Origin of the sequence: Halobellus ordinarius (assembly GCF_031823395.1) — an archaeon.
GTDB lineage: Archaea > Halobacteriota > Halobacteria > Halobacteriales > Haloferacaceae > Haloquadratum > Haloquadratum ordinarius.
In genome coordinates this window covers 125,368-139,800 of sequence record NZ_JAVQKJ010000002.1, presented here as the reverse complement: position 1 = coordinate 139,800, position 14,433 = coordinate 125,368, and the positions used below count along the sequence as shown (strand labels likewise).

Sequence of the window (14,433 nt, the reverse complement as noted above, 5' to 3'; positions counted from 1 at the left end):
TCCCTCACCGATCAGGAATCGCTCAGTACAGAAGAGAAATACGCAGGCATTGCTTCGTCTCTTTCGGCATCGACTGAAATACGATGTCGGAACATATTGCTCACGAACGGCCGTATACAAGTGGTACAAATGTGATAACAATGGTTATATAGTCTCAGGCCCTACATAAATGTGATTCTCCTCGAACCGGCCGTTTGAGCCACGTCCGAGGCCTGGGCGACCATTTCCTGAGAATACACTGAGCATATAATGTCAACAAAAACACAATCGAAAGAGCAGCAACCAGTCCACGGCATCGACATGGCTGCTCACGAAGAGTTCCTCGCGTTCGCCAGGGAGAACCCGGAAGCCGTTCAATTCGTACTGAGCGCGGTTGGCACCGACGAGGGTCGCGTGCTCCATACCCGCTCGAAGACGCAGTCGTACTCGCTCGGCGGTCAGGAGATCAACCGCGTCGGCCGTGAGAACACCCAGCACTTCGGCGGGCACAGAGAAGTCGAGGACGCTGTCGGATTCGTCGACCCGACCGACAGAGAAGAGGCTATCGAAGTCGCCCTCGCTGCCCTGACCGGGTGCATCAACGGCTCGATTTCGCTGAGTGCGGTACAGTCCGGTGTCGACATCGACGAGCTCGAGACGACCGTTACGGTCGACTTTGATCCGTCGGTGTTCCTCGGGCTGGAGGAAGTCAACGAGGCCGACGGAACTCCGAGTGATATGTACGGAGATCTTCAGATAGACATCCGAGTCAGCGGGGAGGACATCGACGACGAGACCCTCAACCAGATTCGGGGATGGGCCAGTCGCTCGCCCGTTTACAATCTGATGACACTCGGACACGAGGCTTCCCCGAAAGTGTCTATGAAGCCCGATCAGTCGAGCTAAGCAGTCAATCCGCGACTCTACCCCATCTTATACGCTGATACTAATGGAAATCTCACCGATGGGCTGGCAGTGATTGAACGAACGATACTGTCGGACACAAGTCTGTGAAGAATATCGCCGTCCCGGGCGGCGAATATCTTGAAACAGTTGTGTCCGACAGTATAGCCTATGTCAGTCTTCGAGAGCGTCTCGGTCCTGCATCCGCCCACTCACGCTACGGCCTGGTTCGAATGCGAGACTGTGAAATGAACACAGTGACAAGCGTTCTATGAGCCCCCTATTTTCACGCCTCCTGCTTCCGGATCTTCTCCCGCCCGGGCGCGATGAGTTCGTTCAGGTACGTCGCGAGCGCGCCCTTCGCGTCGGCGGGGTGAAGTTCACCGGATTCCAGGTCGGCTTCCAGGTCGGCGTATCCCTCGTAGCTCAGGTCGCCACCGTACTTCTCGGGCCGTTCGACGACGACCTCGCCGAACCGCGGGAAGACGTGATACTCGAAGAGCTGCAGGACCGGGTTCTCCCGCTCCTCACCGTCGTCGGTCGGGTCGGGGTCCGCCGTCGGCGGACAGTAGGCCTTCTCGACCTTCCGCTCGATCTCGGCTTCGGAATCCTGCATCGAGATGGAGATCCCCGTCGACGTCGACATCTTGCCGACGCCGGTCGTCAGATCCGCGATCAGCGGCGTGTGCAGACAGGTCGGCGCGTCGGCGTCGATGCTCGGCAGCGTATCCCGGGCGAGCATGTGGACCTTCCGCTGTTCCATCCCGCCGATCGCGAGGTCGACGTCGAGGTAGACGATGTCGAGCGCCTGCATCAGCGGGTAGACCGCCTGCGCGACCGTGACGGTGTCGCCGCCGCCGATCTCCGACATCGCCCGCTCGGCCCGCGAGAGCGACGTCTCCAGTTCTAAGGCGTGGAGATCGAGGATGTACTCCTCGTCGAGTTGGTACTCGGAGCCGAGAACGAACTCGGTCTGGGACGCTTCGAGGCCGTAGGCGACGAACTGCTCTTTCATCCGCGTCGCCGTCTCGCGGATCTCCTCGAACGTGCCCTTGCCGTTGAGGTACGCGTGAACGTCGGCCAGGAGAACGACCACCTCGAAACCCGCCTCCTGGAGTTCGATGAGTTTGTTGGCGGTCAACATATGCCCGACGTGGAGGACGCCCGACGGCTCATAGCCCACATACGCCCGCTTTCCGTCCGGCGATTCGGCTAGCGCGCGCACTTCCTCCTCCGTGACCACCTCGGAGGCGTTCCGGGTGATAAGCTCGTAGGCGTCCATACGTGCGAGAGATCGGGACTGCGGCATATGACTTCTGTGATGTCGTCCGCGGAACGGTCCGGCCAATGCCTCGGGCCCTATTCGGGCGCTGAGGAACGCGGTGGCCTCGCTTCTGGAGTCGATTAACACCGGAGCGCCGCTTCTGGAGTCGACCAACGCCGTGGACTCGCTTCTGGAGTCGACCAACGCCGGAGCGCCGCGCTCTTGGGACGCCTACGGCGAAATCCCGTACGTGTCGTGGTCGGGCGTGATCATGTAGACGTTCTCCATCCGCTGGATTTCGTCGAGTCGAGCGATCGTCTCGTCGTCGAGTTCCCACCCGAAGAGGTCGATGTTGGATGCCACGTGCTCGGGGTTCGTGGACTTCGGCAGGACGACGACGCCCTTCTCGATGGCCCACTTGAGGACGATCTGTGCGGGAGCGACGTCGTGTTGCTCCGCCGCCTTGACGACGCGAGGATCATCGAGATACTGGGCGCGGGCCAGCGGCGCCGCCGCCTCGACGACGACGTCGTGCTCGTGGCAGTAGTCGAGTAGATCCTCCCGGAAGTACCACGGGTGGAACTCGATTTGGTTTACCGCGATAGGAACGTCGGCGATCTTCCGGGCGAACCGGAGCTGGTAGGTGCTGAAGTTGCTCACGCCGATGTTTCGGACCAGTCCCTCCTCGTGAGCCTGTTCGAGGGCGCCGATCGTCTCCCGCAGCGAGATCGCGGGATTCGGCCAGTGGATGAGGTACAGATCGAGGTAGTCGGTACCGAGCCGCTCCAGGGAGTCCGACAGCGACTCCAGCAGGCTCTCGTAGTGGAGGTTCGGGGGCAGCACCTTCGAGGTCACGAAGAGGTCTTCGCGGTCGTAATCGGCGAGTACGTCCCCCAGTGCTGCCTCGTTCTCGTAGCCCTCGGCGGTGTCGATGTGGGTGTAGCCGGCGTCGATCGCTACCGGAACCGCCTCAGTGACTTCCTCGTCGGAGAGGGCGTAGGTTCCGAAGCCGACAGCGGGGATTTCGTCGCCGTTCGGGAGCGTTCGGGTGGGTGTCGTGGTCATAACCGTCCTGAGGTTTCAGCCGGACCGTAAAAAGTGTCATACCCGTCCGGTCCCAAACCTCGCCGATGGCAACGACCCGTTCGCCGATCGTCGTCCTCGGGGGGTTGCTCCTCGTGGCGTTTCTTCCCCTGATCGTGATGTGGATCGTCGTCACCGACGTCGGCACGTTCGCGTACTTCGCCGGCTTCGCGCTGTACTTCCTGATCGCACACGTTGGGCTGCCCGGGTGGGTCTACCTGGACGCGACCGGCCGCGGCAGCGACTCGGCGGTCGGGTGGACGGCCCTCAGTTTTCTGCTGCCGGTCGTCGGGTTCATCGCGTACTACGTCCTCGGGCGCCCGGACGCGACCTACGAGGCCGGCGCTGACCGACGAGTCCGGCGGGAGTGACGGTCCCGCGACGCCGCTTTCGAGCGAAAGAACTGAACCAGTCGCCGTGCTACGGGACGTATGGACCGACAGCAGTTGCTGGCCATCGTCCTCGTGGTCCTGATGGTCGGCTCCTCGATCGCGTACGGGGCGGCATTGATTTTCTGACGGGCCGGCGCATCCACGGTCGCCGCCGGCTCACCGCGCCCGCTCAGCCGTCGCCCCACACGTCCGAGAGCGGATGATCCGACCGGTCGTCGGCCGAGTCGTCGGAGCCACCGTCGGCAGTTCCGCGCGTTCGTCCGCTGGAGGATCGGCCGCCGCTCGACGACCTGTCCCCGTTTCGTGTCGACGACGTCCGCCCACTCCCGCTCGACGTCGCTCGGCCGCTTTTCGTCCCCCCGATCGATCCTGGACCCGACGCCGACCCGTCCGCAGTCGCGACCGCCTCGAACGCGGGCAGGTCCGGCGTCGACAGCCGGTCGACCTGGTCGCGGAACCACGAGGGCATATCGTGCCGAGTGCGCTCGAAGAGGTCAAGCAGCGACGAATCCGCGAGGTACGTCGCGCCGTAGTCGTCGGGGGCGCGGACCACGCGGCCACACGCCTGGATGACCGTCCGGAGCGCCGCGCGTCGGTACCACGCCCACTGGCCCTCTTCGAGGCGACGAGCGACGCGGGAATCGTTGGTGTTGAGATACGGCGCCTTGCAGACGACCTGAAAGCGGCAGCGGTCGCCCGCCAGATCCAGCGCCTCCTCCATCTTCACCGAGAGGAAGACGTCCGGATCGTCGGTCGCAAGCCAGGATTCCAGGGCGGCGTCGCGGTCCTCGCGGTCGTGCGCCCGGACGCGACCGCCCAGCCCGAGTTCCGCGAGTCGTCGCCGCAGTTCCGACTGGATCGCATAGGAGTGACAGTGGACGAGGCCCTTCTCGTCGGGATGGGCGGCCAGAATCCGGACGAGCGTCCGCGCCACCTTCGGGAGCGTCTCATCGCGGCGGTCGTAGGTCATCTTCCCGCAGGTGACGTCGTACAGCGGGCGGTTCTCGACCGGGAACGTGTGGGGAACGTCGACTAAGGCGACGTCCGAGGGGTCGAGGCCGACGCCGCGACAGAACGCCTCCTTGTTCAGGATCGTCGCCGAGAGCAGCGCAAACCGGTTGCCGCGGTCCCAGACGGTATGATGCAGATATCGGGCCGGGTCCAGCGGCTTGATCGTGATCGGACTCCCCGCGCCGTCCGGCTGGTCGACGACCCACGTCGTCGGGCTCTCGGGGTCGCGGCAGTCCTCCACGAACCACGCGAGTTCCGAGCGGAGTTCCTGCAGGCGGTCGCGGCGGGCGGCCTCCTCGGGCGTCAGTTCGGGCTTCCGGAGCAGTTCGTCGGTCGCGCGCTCGGCGACGCCCCCGAGCGTCTCCGCGAAGCGGGCCGTCCGCTCGACCGGATCCCCGTCGGCCGCGACGTCCGGCACCGAGATGTCGTCCCAGACCGGGACCGTTTGCGGGGAGAGTTCGACGGTCGCGTACATCTCCGCCCACTCCGCGAGGCCGTGGGCCTCGTCGATGACGACGACGTCGCGCTGCCGGAAGACGTCCGACCCCGCCGTCTGCATGAAGTACGCGAGCGTCATCGCCGCGATCCGGCGGTTGGAGGCGATCGCGCGGTCCGAGAAGTACGGACAGCGGTGCCGGACCGAGCAGTCGAAGCCCGACTGCCGGACGCAGGGCGCGCGGTCGACCGGTGTGTCGGTCTCGCCGTTGAGGATGCAGGTGTAGTTCGACTTCCCGCGGATCACGTTCAGGTCGTCCAGCAGGGGGTCGGCCGCGACGTCGTCGAGCTGGGACACCTGCGGCGTCGTGTAGTAGGCGTCAGTCGCCTCGGCGGGATCCGTCTCCTCTTTCGTCGCCGCCGCGCCCGCGATGGCCCGCGCCAGGAGCGACTTGCCGCTGCCGGTCGGCGCGCGCACGAGGACGACTTCGTTGCCGGCGGCGAAGGCGTCGCGGATGTCCGCGAGCGCCTGCTCCTGTGCGCCGCGGAACTCCGGGGCCGGGAAGGACTGGGGGATCCGGTCGGGGTCCACAGGCGTCCTGGGTCGCTCTCGGATAAAAACCTTCAGACACACAGTACCCGTCAGAAACGGCCTGCAGAATTATCGATCGTGAAGTCAGTCCACCGAGCAACGGGGCCGAGTCAGCGGCTGCGGGGTTTGCAGGTGTTCACCCCGAATACGCTGTTGGTCGGACATTTCTGGGTGAGGCCAGTCACGAGCAGAACGGCGCCGATCAGGACGAGTATCAGCGCCATCAGTGCCTGTGGAACGGGACCCACGGCGACGCGCAAAAGCCCCGCATAGCCGACGACACCCACTCCGACGAGTATCGCGCCGACGATGAACCGCCCAGTTCTGTCGTAGCCGCCAACGTTTGTCTCCATCCCACTTGCGTATCGGTGTCGTGGAATCGTAAATCCCCAAGACGGTGCTCACTCGTCACGGACGATCCTCTGTACTTCTCGCAGGGATCGGTTTCGATATGTCGGACTGCACCCGCAACGGTTGGTCCACACAGCGAGGGCCGTTCATCATTTCAGTCCGCTGTCGATCCCGGTGACCGGTACGCGTATGTGTTATCACAATCATACTTCTGAACGACGGACTTCACTACGGTCAGATTGACCGAACACGGGTGTCTCACCGATGGCCAACGATAGCGGACTCGATACGTCGACCGCTCGCCTCCTCTCGATCGGAATGGCGTTCCTCGCTGGCGTGCTCGCCGGCGCCGTTCTGGTGGCGGCCGTGCCCGGACTCCTGGGGGGCCCAGTCGAGTCGGGACCGGATCCACAGAATCCGCCATACACGACAGCCAGTGGCGGTCCGAGTTGTTTCGACGGCGACGTAACCCCGAACGCCGGATGGGTACACGAGGTCGCCGTCGGCGACTCGTATGCGGTGACGCTCAATGCCACCGTCGTCCACGAGCCTGGGACAGAGATTCGCGCGGACGTGATCCCTCGGAGCGGCAATGGATACGAACTCGCTCTCAGAACGGAGTCGGTCACACCGGACCGATCGTTCGAGTGTGAGCGCGTCCACACGGAGTTCTCGATAGCCGCCTCGCTTCCCACCAGCTATCAGCGGTTGATCGTGACGATGAACGGCCGCGAACTCGTCGGGGCGACCCGCGAGGACACGACTGGCGACCTCTATCCGCTGCCGAACCCGCTGAACGCCACAGGGTGAACCGCGCGGCAGCGACGAAAAATGAGAGGATTGTCCGGGCTGCAGCCTCCGTTCTAGCAGACCGATATTTCTCCGGAGAGTGTCGTATTGCCGACGAGCAACTCACATATGCGCCTCTAGGCGACCGAGTTGCGATTTGGCAGGGGAGCCAAGCCGGGGATCGGTCAATACAGGGAACTCACGTACCGCTCGCTTTACTCGTGATTCACAGCCAGTCGGTAGTAATGTAGATCACTGTGTCCATCGCCTCTCGGTCGGGGAACGCTTCGATAACGCGCTGGATGATATGGTAGAGTTCGTGTGCAGGAAGCGACTGGTCGGGGATGTAGAATACCCCACTGTGTGAGTCTGCCGGCATCTGGACAAAGTCGTCGTCGCTGGTGACGATGAGACGCCTCTCTTGGACGGCGTACAGGCGAATCGTGGTGTCGTCGACGCCGTCCACCAATTCGCTCACGTCGACGACACGCTCTACGTCGTGGCCTGCTTTGTCGAGTTTGTCAGCCAGCGGAGCCGCGATGTTCTCGTCAAGCAGAAACGATACCTGCATCACGACGATTCCGGAAGATCATCGGGGCCGGAGATGATGCTCGGGTCGTCTTTTGCGGCTTCGTGAAGCTCTCGACGGCGTTCTTCGACCGCCCGCATCTCTTCGGGGTGGTCGTGATAGTACGCCAGTGCGTGGTAGACTTCCGAAGCAGTGAGGTCAAAGCGGTCCGCAACCGTCTGCGCGTCAAGGTCGCGCTCTTCGACCAGCGCGTGGATGTGGCTCACGGTGATTCGCCGGCCCCGAATGTGGGGCTCGTCGTGAATATCCGACTCGTCACCCGAGACGACGGTGTTCATCTGCTTCGACATAGTGTCGAATACCATTGCAGTGGCCTTCAGTCTTTGCCGGTACAGGCAGTCAGCCGCGGATGTTTTGTAGGAGATGACTCACATCCGTTCGCTTCGCTCGCAGTGCGTGCGCAGAGTGACAAACGTATCATCGGTCCCAACGTCAATGGTCGTGCGAGATGTGCGCCCTGTTTTCGGCAGAGCTGCCGAGCCTGTCACTGATCGAGGCTTTTCGACAGAGCCGATAATCACTATCAAGTCTCTCCGCGAAGAGGCACCGAGTATGAGCTTACAGGACAACGTCGCCATCGTCACGGGGGCCAGTGCGGGAATCGGCGAAGCGACGGCCCGCGCGCTCGCACGGGAGGGCGCGAACGTCGCCCTCGCGGCGCGGCGCCGGGAGCGACTGGAGGAGATCGCCGACGACATCGAAGCGACGTCTGACGTCGAGACGCTCGTCGTGCCGACGGACGTCCGCGACGAGGCGGAAGTCGAAGCGATGGTCGAGACGACGGTCGAGACGTTCGGCCGACTCGACGTCCTCGTGAACAACGCGGGCCTCGGTGTCGGCGGCGACGTCGCGGAGACGACGAGCGAGGAGTACCGGCTGATGATGGAGACGAACGTCGACGGCGTCTTCTTCGCGACGCAGGCGGCCGTCCCGCACCTGCGGGAGACAGAGGGCAACCTCGTCTTCGTCGGGAGTTTCGCGGGCCAGTATCCCCGGCCCGCCAACCCGATCTACGCCGCGACGAAGTGGTGGGTTCGCGGCTTCGCCCACAGCGTCGAGGGCCAGATCGGCCCGGACGGCATCGGCGTCAGTGTCGTCAACCCCACCGAGGTCCGGACGGAGTTCGCCAGCGAAAGCGGCGAAACGTTCGAGGAGCGGTTCGAGCCGGGTGAGGTGACCGAACCCGAGGAGATCGCCGAGGCCATCGCGTTCGCCGCGTCGCAGGACAACTCGACGGTTCACGAGATCGACCTGTACCGACGCGACAAGTTCGCAGAGTGGTGAGAGGCGGGCACCGGACCGCCGCAAGCGGCGATGGTTGGTGAATCGCACGGCCACGACGACAGCGACTTCCCGTGCCGATACGCTCAGAGCGCGTCGACGTCCTCACTCGTCACCACGCGGTCGTCGGGGAGTCGCGCGATGCAGTCGTGACACAGGAAGAACTCGCCGCCGTCGTCGAGTTCGAGCGTCATCCCGCCGGAGGATTCGGTCTCGAACGACCAGAAGTCGCCGATGCCGCCCGCGATCCGCACCGAGCGGCCGCAGCCGTCGCAGGGTTCACTCGTCATACCGGACCGACGGGACCGAACGACAAACGTCCTGCGGCGACTGGGACGCGCCGGTGGAGACGAAAAGTGTAATAATTCCGTTGCATCCGTAGTTTCTACTGCGGCGACCGTGGAAACAAACGACAATGAGCACGTCCGAACCGGGGCCGACCGCCGACGGCGAGAACCGGGCCGGCGAGACACCGACGACCGTCGCAACGCCGGACGCCGACGAGACTGAGGTCACCACGACCGAATCGGGGACGGAACTCGAACGGACCATCGGGCTGACCGGCGGAATCTCGATCGGCGTCGGGACGATGATCGGCGCCGGGATCTTCGTGTTCCCGGGACTGGCGGCGGGCCGCGCCGGTCCGGCGGCCGCCGCGTCGTTCGGGATCGGCGCGATCATCGCACTCCTGGTCGCGCTGCCGGCCTCGGAGTTAGCGACGGCGATGCCCCGCTCCGGCGGCGGATATTACTTCATCTCGCGGGCGCTCGGGGCGCTCCCGGGTGCGATCGTGGGGATCAGCATCTGGCTCGGCCTCGTCTTCGCGACCGCCTTCTACCTCGTCGGCTTCGGCAACTACGCCGCAGCGGTCCTGGCGGAGGCTGGCGTCGCCGTCGGTGGGATTCCGATCGTCGTCCCGCTGGGGCTGCTGTTCGGCGCGTTCCTGACCGCGTTGAACCTCTTCGGAACCGAACGGGCCGCCGCGCTCCAGAACTACGTCGTTGGGCTGCTTTTGACGATCCTGGTGCTGTTTCTGGGCTACGGCGGCCTCGACGCCCTCGGGGTCTTCGGCCGCGCCAGCGCCCCGGAGACGTTCGCTCCCTTCGGACCGCTGCCGGTGTTCACGACCGCCGCGCTCGTGTTCACGTCGTATCTGGGCTTCGCGCAGATCGCGACCGTCGCGGGTGATATCAAGCGACCGGGGCGGAACCTCCCGCTCGCGATGGTCGCCTCGGTCGTGATCGTCGGCGTGCTGTACGTCGCAACCATCTTCGTCGCCACGAGCGCGTTCGGCAGCGCGGCGCTCGCCTCATTCGGCGAAACCGCCATCGTCGAGGTCGCCCGCGACTTCACCGGGACAGCCGGGGCGATTGCGATCCTGCTCGCGGGCCTTCTTGCGACCGTCTCGAGTGCGAACGCGTCGATCCTCTCGACCTCGCGGGCGGTGTTCGCGGTGAGCAAGGACGCGATCCTGCCGAGCGTGGCCGCGCGGATGAACCTCAAGTACGGCACGCCGCACGTCGCGCTGTCGATGGCGGGCGGCCCCGTGCTCGTGTTGGTCGCGCTCGGTCAGGTGGAGGTGCTCGCGGAAGTGGCATCGTTTCTCCATCTGGTGATGTACGGGCTGATGTGCGTCGCGCTCATCGCGATGCGGCGGAACGAACCCGAGTGGTACGATCCGGATTTCCGCGTGCCGGCCTACCGCCTCGTCGCTGGGCTCGGAGCGTTCGCCAGCGGCGGGCTGATCCTGTTTATGCAGCCGGCCTCACAGATCATCGGCATCGCGATTATGCTCGCGTCCGCCGGGTGGTACAAGTACTACGCGGCCGACGTCCAACTCAAGGGGGTGCTGTAGATGCGCCACAGCGACCACGACGAGGCCGGCGAACCGATCGGTGACCCGCGACGCCCCTCGCACAGGGACAGCGCAGCCCGTGACCGGGCGTCGACAGCGGCCCGTGAATGGCCGTCGACGACAGACCTCCGCACGGACGGTGGCCTGGCGATCCGCGAACCGCCGGTGATCCTCATTCCGGTCGAGGTGCTGGAGGGGGAGACGATCCCCGATTCCCTCGTGGAATTTCTGGCGCCCGCGGACGTGATCTTGCTCGGCTACCACGTGCTGCCGGAACAGACGCCGGCCGAACAGGCGAGTATGCAGTTCGATGAGCGCGCGCAGGCGGCCGTCGAGGACATCGCACAGTCGTTCGTCGACGCCGGGGAGGATCCCGAGACGCGCGTGGTGTTCACTCACGACCGCGACCAGACGATCTCGCGGGTCGCCGACGAACTGGGCGCGACAGCGATCCTGTTGCCGAACCCGACCGGAGCGGTTTCGGAGATCCTCGTCCCCATCCGGGGCGTCCTTGACGAGGATCGGCTCGCCGATCTCGTGGCGACGCTGGCAGATGAAGTGCACGAGCGCGTGACGCTCTGGGGGCTAACCGGCGAGGCGTCGGACTTCGATGTCGAGGCAGCAGTCGCGGACGCAGCCGAGCGTCTCCGGGCACGCGGCGTGACGGCGGCGCAGTTGACGACCGAGACAGCGACCACCGCGACGCCGATCATCGACATCGTCGAGCGCTCGGCCGAGGCCGACGTCGTCGTGATGGGCGAAGGCAGCGAGTCGCCCCTCGGAATCCTGTTCGGCGACGACGCCGAGCGGGTCGCCGAGGGGGCGGTCGCGCCGGTGCTCGTCGTCCGCGACCGCGAGCCGGACGCGGCACCGGACCCGGAGACGGAAGCGGAAGCGGAGACGGAATCCGAATCGGAGACCGAACCCGACGAGATCACCGAAAGCGACACCTGACGAGCGAATCAGCACGGAGGGAATCGAACCGTGAAAGTCAACTGCGAAGGCTGTGCCGGCTGCTGTCTCGACTGGCGGCCCATCGCCGAGACGGCGTCGGATCACGAGCGGCGGGGGCCGGGATATCCGATCGACGACGGATACAATTTCGTGTCGCTGACGCGCGACGAGGTCGCTCAGTTCGTCGACCGGGGGCTCGGCGACGCGCTGACCGCGCGGCTCTGGCGGGTCGACGAGGAGCGGCCGGGCGTCGTCGTCGACGGTGTCCGGCTGGCCGCACTCGACGGGCGCCCGGCATTCTTCGTCGGCTTGCGGACGGTCCCGAAGCCGGTGGCGCCCTTCGGAACCGACCGGCGCTGGCTCGCGACCTGTGCGTTCCTGGATCCCGAGACGCTCCAGTGTCGCATCCACGGGGAGGAGCACTACCCGGACGAGTGCGCGAGCTATCCCGGGTACAACCTCGAACTCGGCGTCCAGACCGAGTGCGAGCGCGTCGAGGCCGAGTACGGCGGCGACCGCCTCCTCGACGACGAACCGGCGGGCCACGAGGGACTGCTGTTCGGCCCCCAGGCGGTCGGCGCGAAGGTGTTCGCGTATCCGAAGCCAGCGGAACTGGAGGGCGTTGTCGACCGGATGGAGCGCGGCGCGCTGACCGACGCGGATCGGGCCGCGTTCGTCGGCGTCGCAGTCGGGTCACGCCCGGGATCGCTGTCGGTCGACGAGGAGCGCGCCGCAGCGGCGACGGCGGCGGCCCGCGAAGCCGACTCCTGGGCCGGGCGGGCGATCGAGGAGTGGGAGGCCGTCGCCGCCGATGCTGGTTCCCGAGCGGCGGATCCGCCGAGCGGCGAGGACGTCGAGACGGCCCGCGGCGCCCCGGAGACGCCCGGCTGGGACGCCGTCGACGCGGAGTAGGCTGCCCAAGACCACTCCGCTGTCGGGGTCGTCGGAGGTACACTCCGACTCTGCGGCGAGAACGGTTATCCCGCCGCGGGATCACATACGAGTATGAGAGTTCTCGTGACCGGCGCGACGGGATTCGTCGGTGGACAGCTCGTGCCCGCCTTGCTGGCGGCCGGGCACGACGTGACGGTGCTGGTCCGCGACGCCGCGGGCTACGACGGTCCCGAATCGGTTCGGGTGGTCGAAGGCGATCTGCTGGAGCCCGGTAGCTTCACCGAGGCGCTCGACGTCGAGGCCGCCTACTATCTGGTCCACTCGATGCGGTCGGGCGCCGACTTCGAGGACCGCGACAGGCGCGCCGCGGAGAACTTCGCCGACGCCGCCTCGGAGGCGAGTATCGACCGCGTCATCTATCTGGGCGGCCTCGGCGAGGAACGGGACCGCCTCTCGGAGCATCTCCGGTCGCGTCGCGAGGTCGAACAGGTCCTCGGGAACGGCGATTACGATCTCACGACGTTGCGGGCCGCGATCCTGATCGGGGCGGGGTCGGCGAGCTTCGAGATGATCGTCCAGTTGTCCTCGCGACTCCCGGTGATGGTGACGCCGCGGTGGGTCGAAACGAAGTGTCAGCCCATCTACGTCAGCGACGCGATCGACTACCTCGTCGGCGTCCTCGACGTGCCGGAGACAGCTGGAGATACCTACGAGATCGGCGGCCCGGACGTCCTCACGTACCGGGAGATCCTGACCCGCGTCGGGAGCCGCAGCGGCCATCGCCCGATCGTCGTGCCGGTGCCGGTCCTCTCGCCGAAGCTCTCGTCGCTGTGGGTCGGGCTCGTCACGGACGTCCCGGCGGCTGTCGCGCGACCGCTGATCGAGGGCCTGAAGAATCCGGTCGTCGTACAGGACCACCGGATCGAGTCGCTCGTCGACGTCGACCTGACATCGTTCGACGACGCCATCGACCGGGCGCTCGAAGCGAGGGCGGCGAAGCGCTGATGGGACGGTCACGTTCCGGATCCGAGCGGGAAGCGCGTGCCGATCCCGGACCGTTCGGCGAGACGTGGGTCTACGAGAGCATCGTCGGTGCCATCCCCGGTGTCCACCTCACCGACCTGCAGGCGATCACGCTCCAGCTTGTGCTGTTCGAGTCCGGCGTGCTCCTGCTCGCGTGGGCGTACGACCTCTGGACGGCAGTCTTACCGGGAACGGCCGCCGTCGCTGTCGCCGCGGTCGGCAGCGGCGTGATGCGGCAGTTCGGCCGGCGGACACGCCGCCTCGACCTCCCTGAGCCGTACCGGCGACTGCTGTTCGGATCGAAGATCGAGGTCGTCCTCGGGATCCTGGCGTTCGTCGGCCTCGTGACGCATCTGTTCGTCTTCGATCCCCGGTACGCCGACACGCCCCTCCTGACGTGGCTGTTCGGTCCCGAGCCGCCAGTTCCGGTCGTCTATCTCACGTTACTCATCCTCTGGGACCTCTGTTACCGGATCGGGACCTCGTGGTGGGCGGCAGTCGTCGCGCTCTGGCGGTCGCTCCGCTACACGTTCGATTCGGAGACTGCCCGACGGCTCCGACGGCTCGACGCGCTCAACGTCGCGTTCGGGCTGACGCAGCTCGCGATGGTGCCGTTCCTGCTCGACCGGCCGGTGCTGCTCGTCGCCGTGGGCGGGCACATCGTCGCGGTGACAGTCGTCTCCGCGGGGGCGATTGCGACACTCCGCGTCGGCGACGTCTCTCCTGCGAAGTAAGAGCCCCGTCGAGAACACCTGCCGGCTACTCACCCCTGTAGCTGCTTGAACTGGTCGAGGAGCGCCTCCGTCGACTCGTCGCCCTCGTACTCGACCGAGCCGCGATAGACCGTCCGGTCGTCGTCGAAGTCCGTGTCGACTGCCCCGTTCTTCCGCTCACGACGTTCGTGTTCGTCGTCGTCGTATGCTCCCATCGACATTGGCACACACTACCGTGATAGTAGTACACACAAATATGTGTCGCCGCTCGCGGGGCTGAAGCCGACACCATCTGGGGGTCGAATACGACATCATCTGGGGGTCG

General features: G+C 65.6%; 17 protein-coding genes. 9 read left to right on the top strand and 8 right to left on the bottom strand.

The window, feature by feature from the left end; translation table 11 throughout:
• Positions 1-249 precede the first annotated feature (249 nt).
• Entirely contained in the window at positions 250-885 is a 636-nt protein-coding gene (locus RJT48_RS00980; RefSeq protein ID WP_311170362.1) for an OsmC family protein, read from the top strand.
• 283 nt (positions 886-1,168) lie between these two features.
• Here the strand turns inward: RJT48_RS00980 and RJT48_RS00975 are convergent, their stop codons facing one another.
• The gene (locus RJT48_RS00975) at positions 1,169-2,164 is read right to left on the bottom strand and encodes a tyrosine--tRNA ligase (RefSeq protein ID WP_311170361.1); all 996 of its coding nucleotides are present in this window, start codon (positions 2,162-2,164) and stop codon (positions 1,169-1,171) included.
• 213 nt (positions 2,165-2,377) lie between these two features.
• Positions 2,378-3,211, bottom strand: coding sequence for an aldo/keto reductase (locus RJT48_RS00970; protein WP_311170360.1), 834 nt, complete (start codon positions 3,209-3,211; stop codon positions 2,378-2,380).
• Between the two features lie 65 nt (positions 3,212-3,276).
• Here RJT48_RS00970 and RJT48_RS00965 point away from each other — a divergent pair, with 65 nt between their 5' ends.
• Positions 3,277-3,600: a PLDc N-terminal domain-containing protein gene (locus tag RJT48_RS00965; protein WP_311170359.1), complete on the top strand. Its 324-nt coding sequence runs from the start codon at positions 3,277-3,279 to the stop codon at positions 3,598-3,600.
• A 190-nt stretch (positions 3,601-3,790) separates the two neighbouring features.
• On the opposite strand, the gene RJT48_RS00960 is transcribed toward RJT48_RS00965, so the two are convergent.
• Both RJT48_RS00960 and RJT48_RS00955 read right to left on the bottom strand, forming a co-directional pair.
• On the bottom strand, positions 3,791-5,659 hold the full coding sequence (locus tag RJT48_RS00960) for a helicase C-terminal domain-containing protein (RefSeq protein ID WP_311170358.1): 1,869 nt from the start codon (positions 5,657-5,659) through the stop codon (positions 3,791-3,793).
• 110 nt (positions 5,660-5,769) lie between these two features.
• Positions 5,770-6,012: a YgaP family membrane protein gene (locus RJT48_RS00955; protein WP_311170357.1), complete on the bottom strand. Its 243-nt coding sequence runs from the start codon at positions 6,010-6,012 to the stop codon at positions 5,770-5,772.
• A 262-nt stretch (positions 6,013-6,274) separates the two neighbouring features.
• Here RJT48_RS00955 and RJT48_RS00950 point away from each other — a divergent pair, with 262 nt between their 5' ends.
• Entirely contained in the window at positions 6,275-6,820 is a 546-nt protein-coding gene (locus RJT48_RS00950; protein ID WP_311170356.1) for a hypothetical protein, read from the top strand.
• A gap of 205 nt (positions 6,821-7,025) precedes the next feature.
• On the opposite strand, the gene RJT48_RS00945 is transcribed toward RJT48_RS00950, so the two are convergent.
• Together RJT48_RS00945 and RJT48_RS00940 are read right to left on the bottom strand one after the other, a co-directional pair.
• Entirely contained in the window at positions 7,026-7,370 is a 345-nt protein-coding gene (locus RJT48_RS00945; protein WP_311170355.1) for a DUF5615 family PIN-like protein, read from the bottom strand.
• Positions 7,370-7,678, bottom strand: a complete 309-nt coding sequence (locus tag RJT48_RS00940) for a DUF433 domain-containing protein (protein ID WP_311170354.1) — start codon at positions 7,676-7,678, stop codon at positions 7,370-7,372. Before RJT48_RS00940 ends, RJT48_RS00945 begins: the two co-directional genes overlap by 1 nt.
• Positions 7,679-7,940: 262 nt before the next feature.
• Here RJT48_RS00940 and RJT48_RS00935 point away from each other — a divergent pair, with 262 nt between their 5' ends.
• On the top strand, positions 7,941-8,672 hold the full coding sequence (locus tag RJT48_RS00935; protein ID WP_311170353.1) for an SDR family oxidoreductase: 732 nt from the start codon (positions 7,941-7,943) through the stop codon (positions 8,670-8,672).
• An 83-nt stretch (positions 8,673-8,755) separates the two neighbouring features.
• Here the strand turns inward: RJT48_RS00935 and RJT48_RS00930 are convergent, their stop codons facing one another.
• Positions 8,756-8,959: a DUF7561 family protein gene (locus tag RJT48_RS00930; protein WP_311170352.1), complete on the bottom strand. Its 204-nt coding sequence runs from the start codon at positions 8,957-8,959 to the stop codon at positions 8,756-8,758.
• Positions 8,960-9,084: 125 nt separating this feature from the next.
• On the opposite strand from RJT48_RS00930, the gene RJT48_RS00925 reads away from it, so the two are divergent.
• From RJT48_RS00925 to RJT48_RS00905, 5 genes are all read left to right on the top strand, one after another.
• Positions 9,085-10,524 (top strand): APC family permease, encoded by a 1,440-nt coding sequence (locus RJT48_RS00925; protein WP_311170351.1) that lies wholly within the window; start codon positions 9,085-9,087, stop codon positions 10,522-10,524.
• Positions 10,525-11,478, top strand: a complete 954-nt coding sequence (locus RJT48_RS00920; protein ID WP_311170350.1) for a universal stress protein — start codon at positions 10,525-10,527, stop codon at positions 11,476-11,478.
• A gap of 30 nt (positions 11,479-11,508) precedes the next feature.
• Positions 11,509-12,390 (top strand): YkgJ family cysteine cluster protein, encoded by an 882-nt coding sequence (locus RJT48_RS00915; RefSeq protein WP_311170349.1) that lies wholly within the window; start codon positions 11,509-11,511, stop codon positions 12,388-12,390.
• A 93-nt stretch (positions 12,391-12,483) separates the two neighbouring features.
• The gene (locus tag RJT48_RS00910; RefSeq protein ID WP_311170348.1) at positions 12,484-13,377 is read left to right on the top strand and encodes an NAD(P)H-binding protein; all 894 of its coding nucleotides are present in this window, start codon (positions 12,484-12,486) and stop codon (positions 13,375-13,377) included.
• Positions 13,377-14,129, top strand: a complete 753-nt coding sequence (locus tag RJT48_RS00905; RefSeq protein WP_311170347.1) for a DUF7530 family protein — start codon at positions 13,377-13,379, stop codon at positions 14,127-14,129. Before RJT48_RS00910 ends, RJT48_RS00905 begins: the two co-directional genes overlap by 1 nt.
• Positions 14,130-14,158: 29 nt before the next feature.
• On the opposite strand, the gene RJT48_RS00900 is transcribed toward RJT48_RS00905, so the two are convergent.
• Positions 14,159-14,329 carry a DUF5786 family protein gene (locus RJT48_RS00900; protein WP_311170832.1) on the bottom strand — a complete coding sequence of 57 codons (171 nt, stop codon included), beginning with the start codon at positions 14,327-14,329 and terminating at the stop codon, positions 14,159-14,161.
• Between the last annotated feature and the right edge of the window lie 104 nt (positions 14,330-14,433).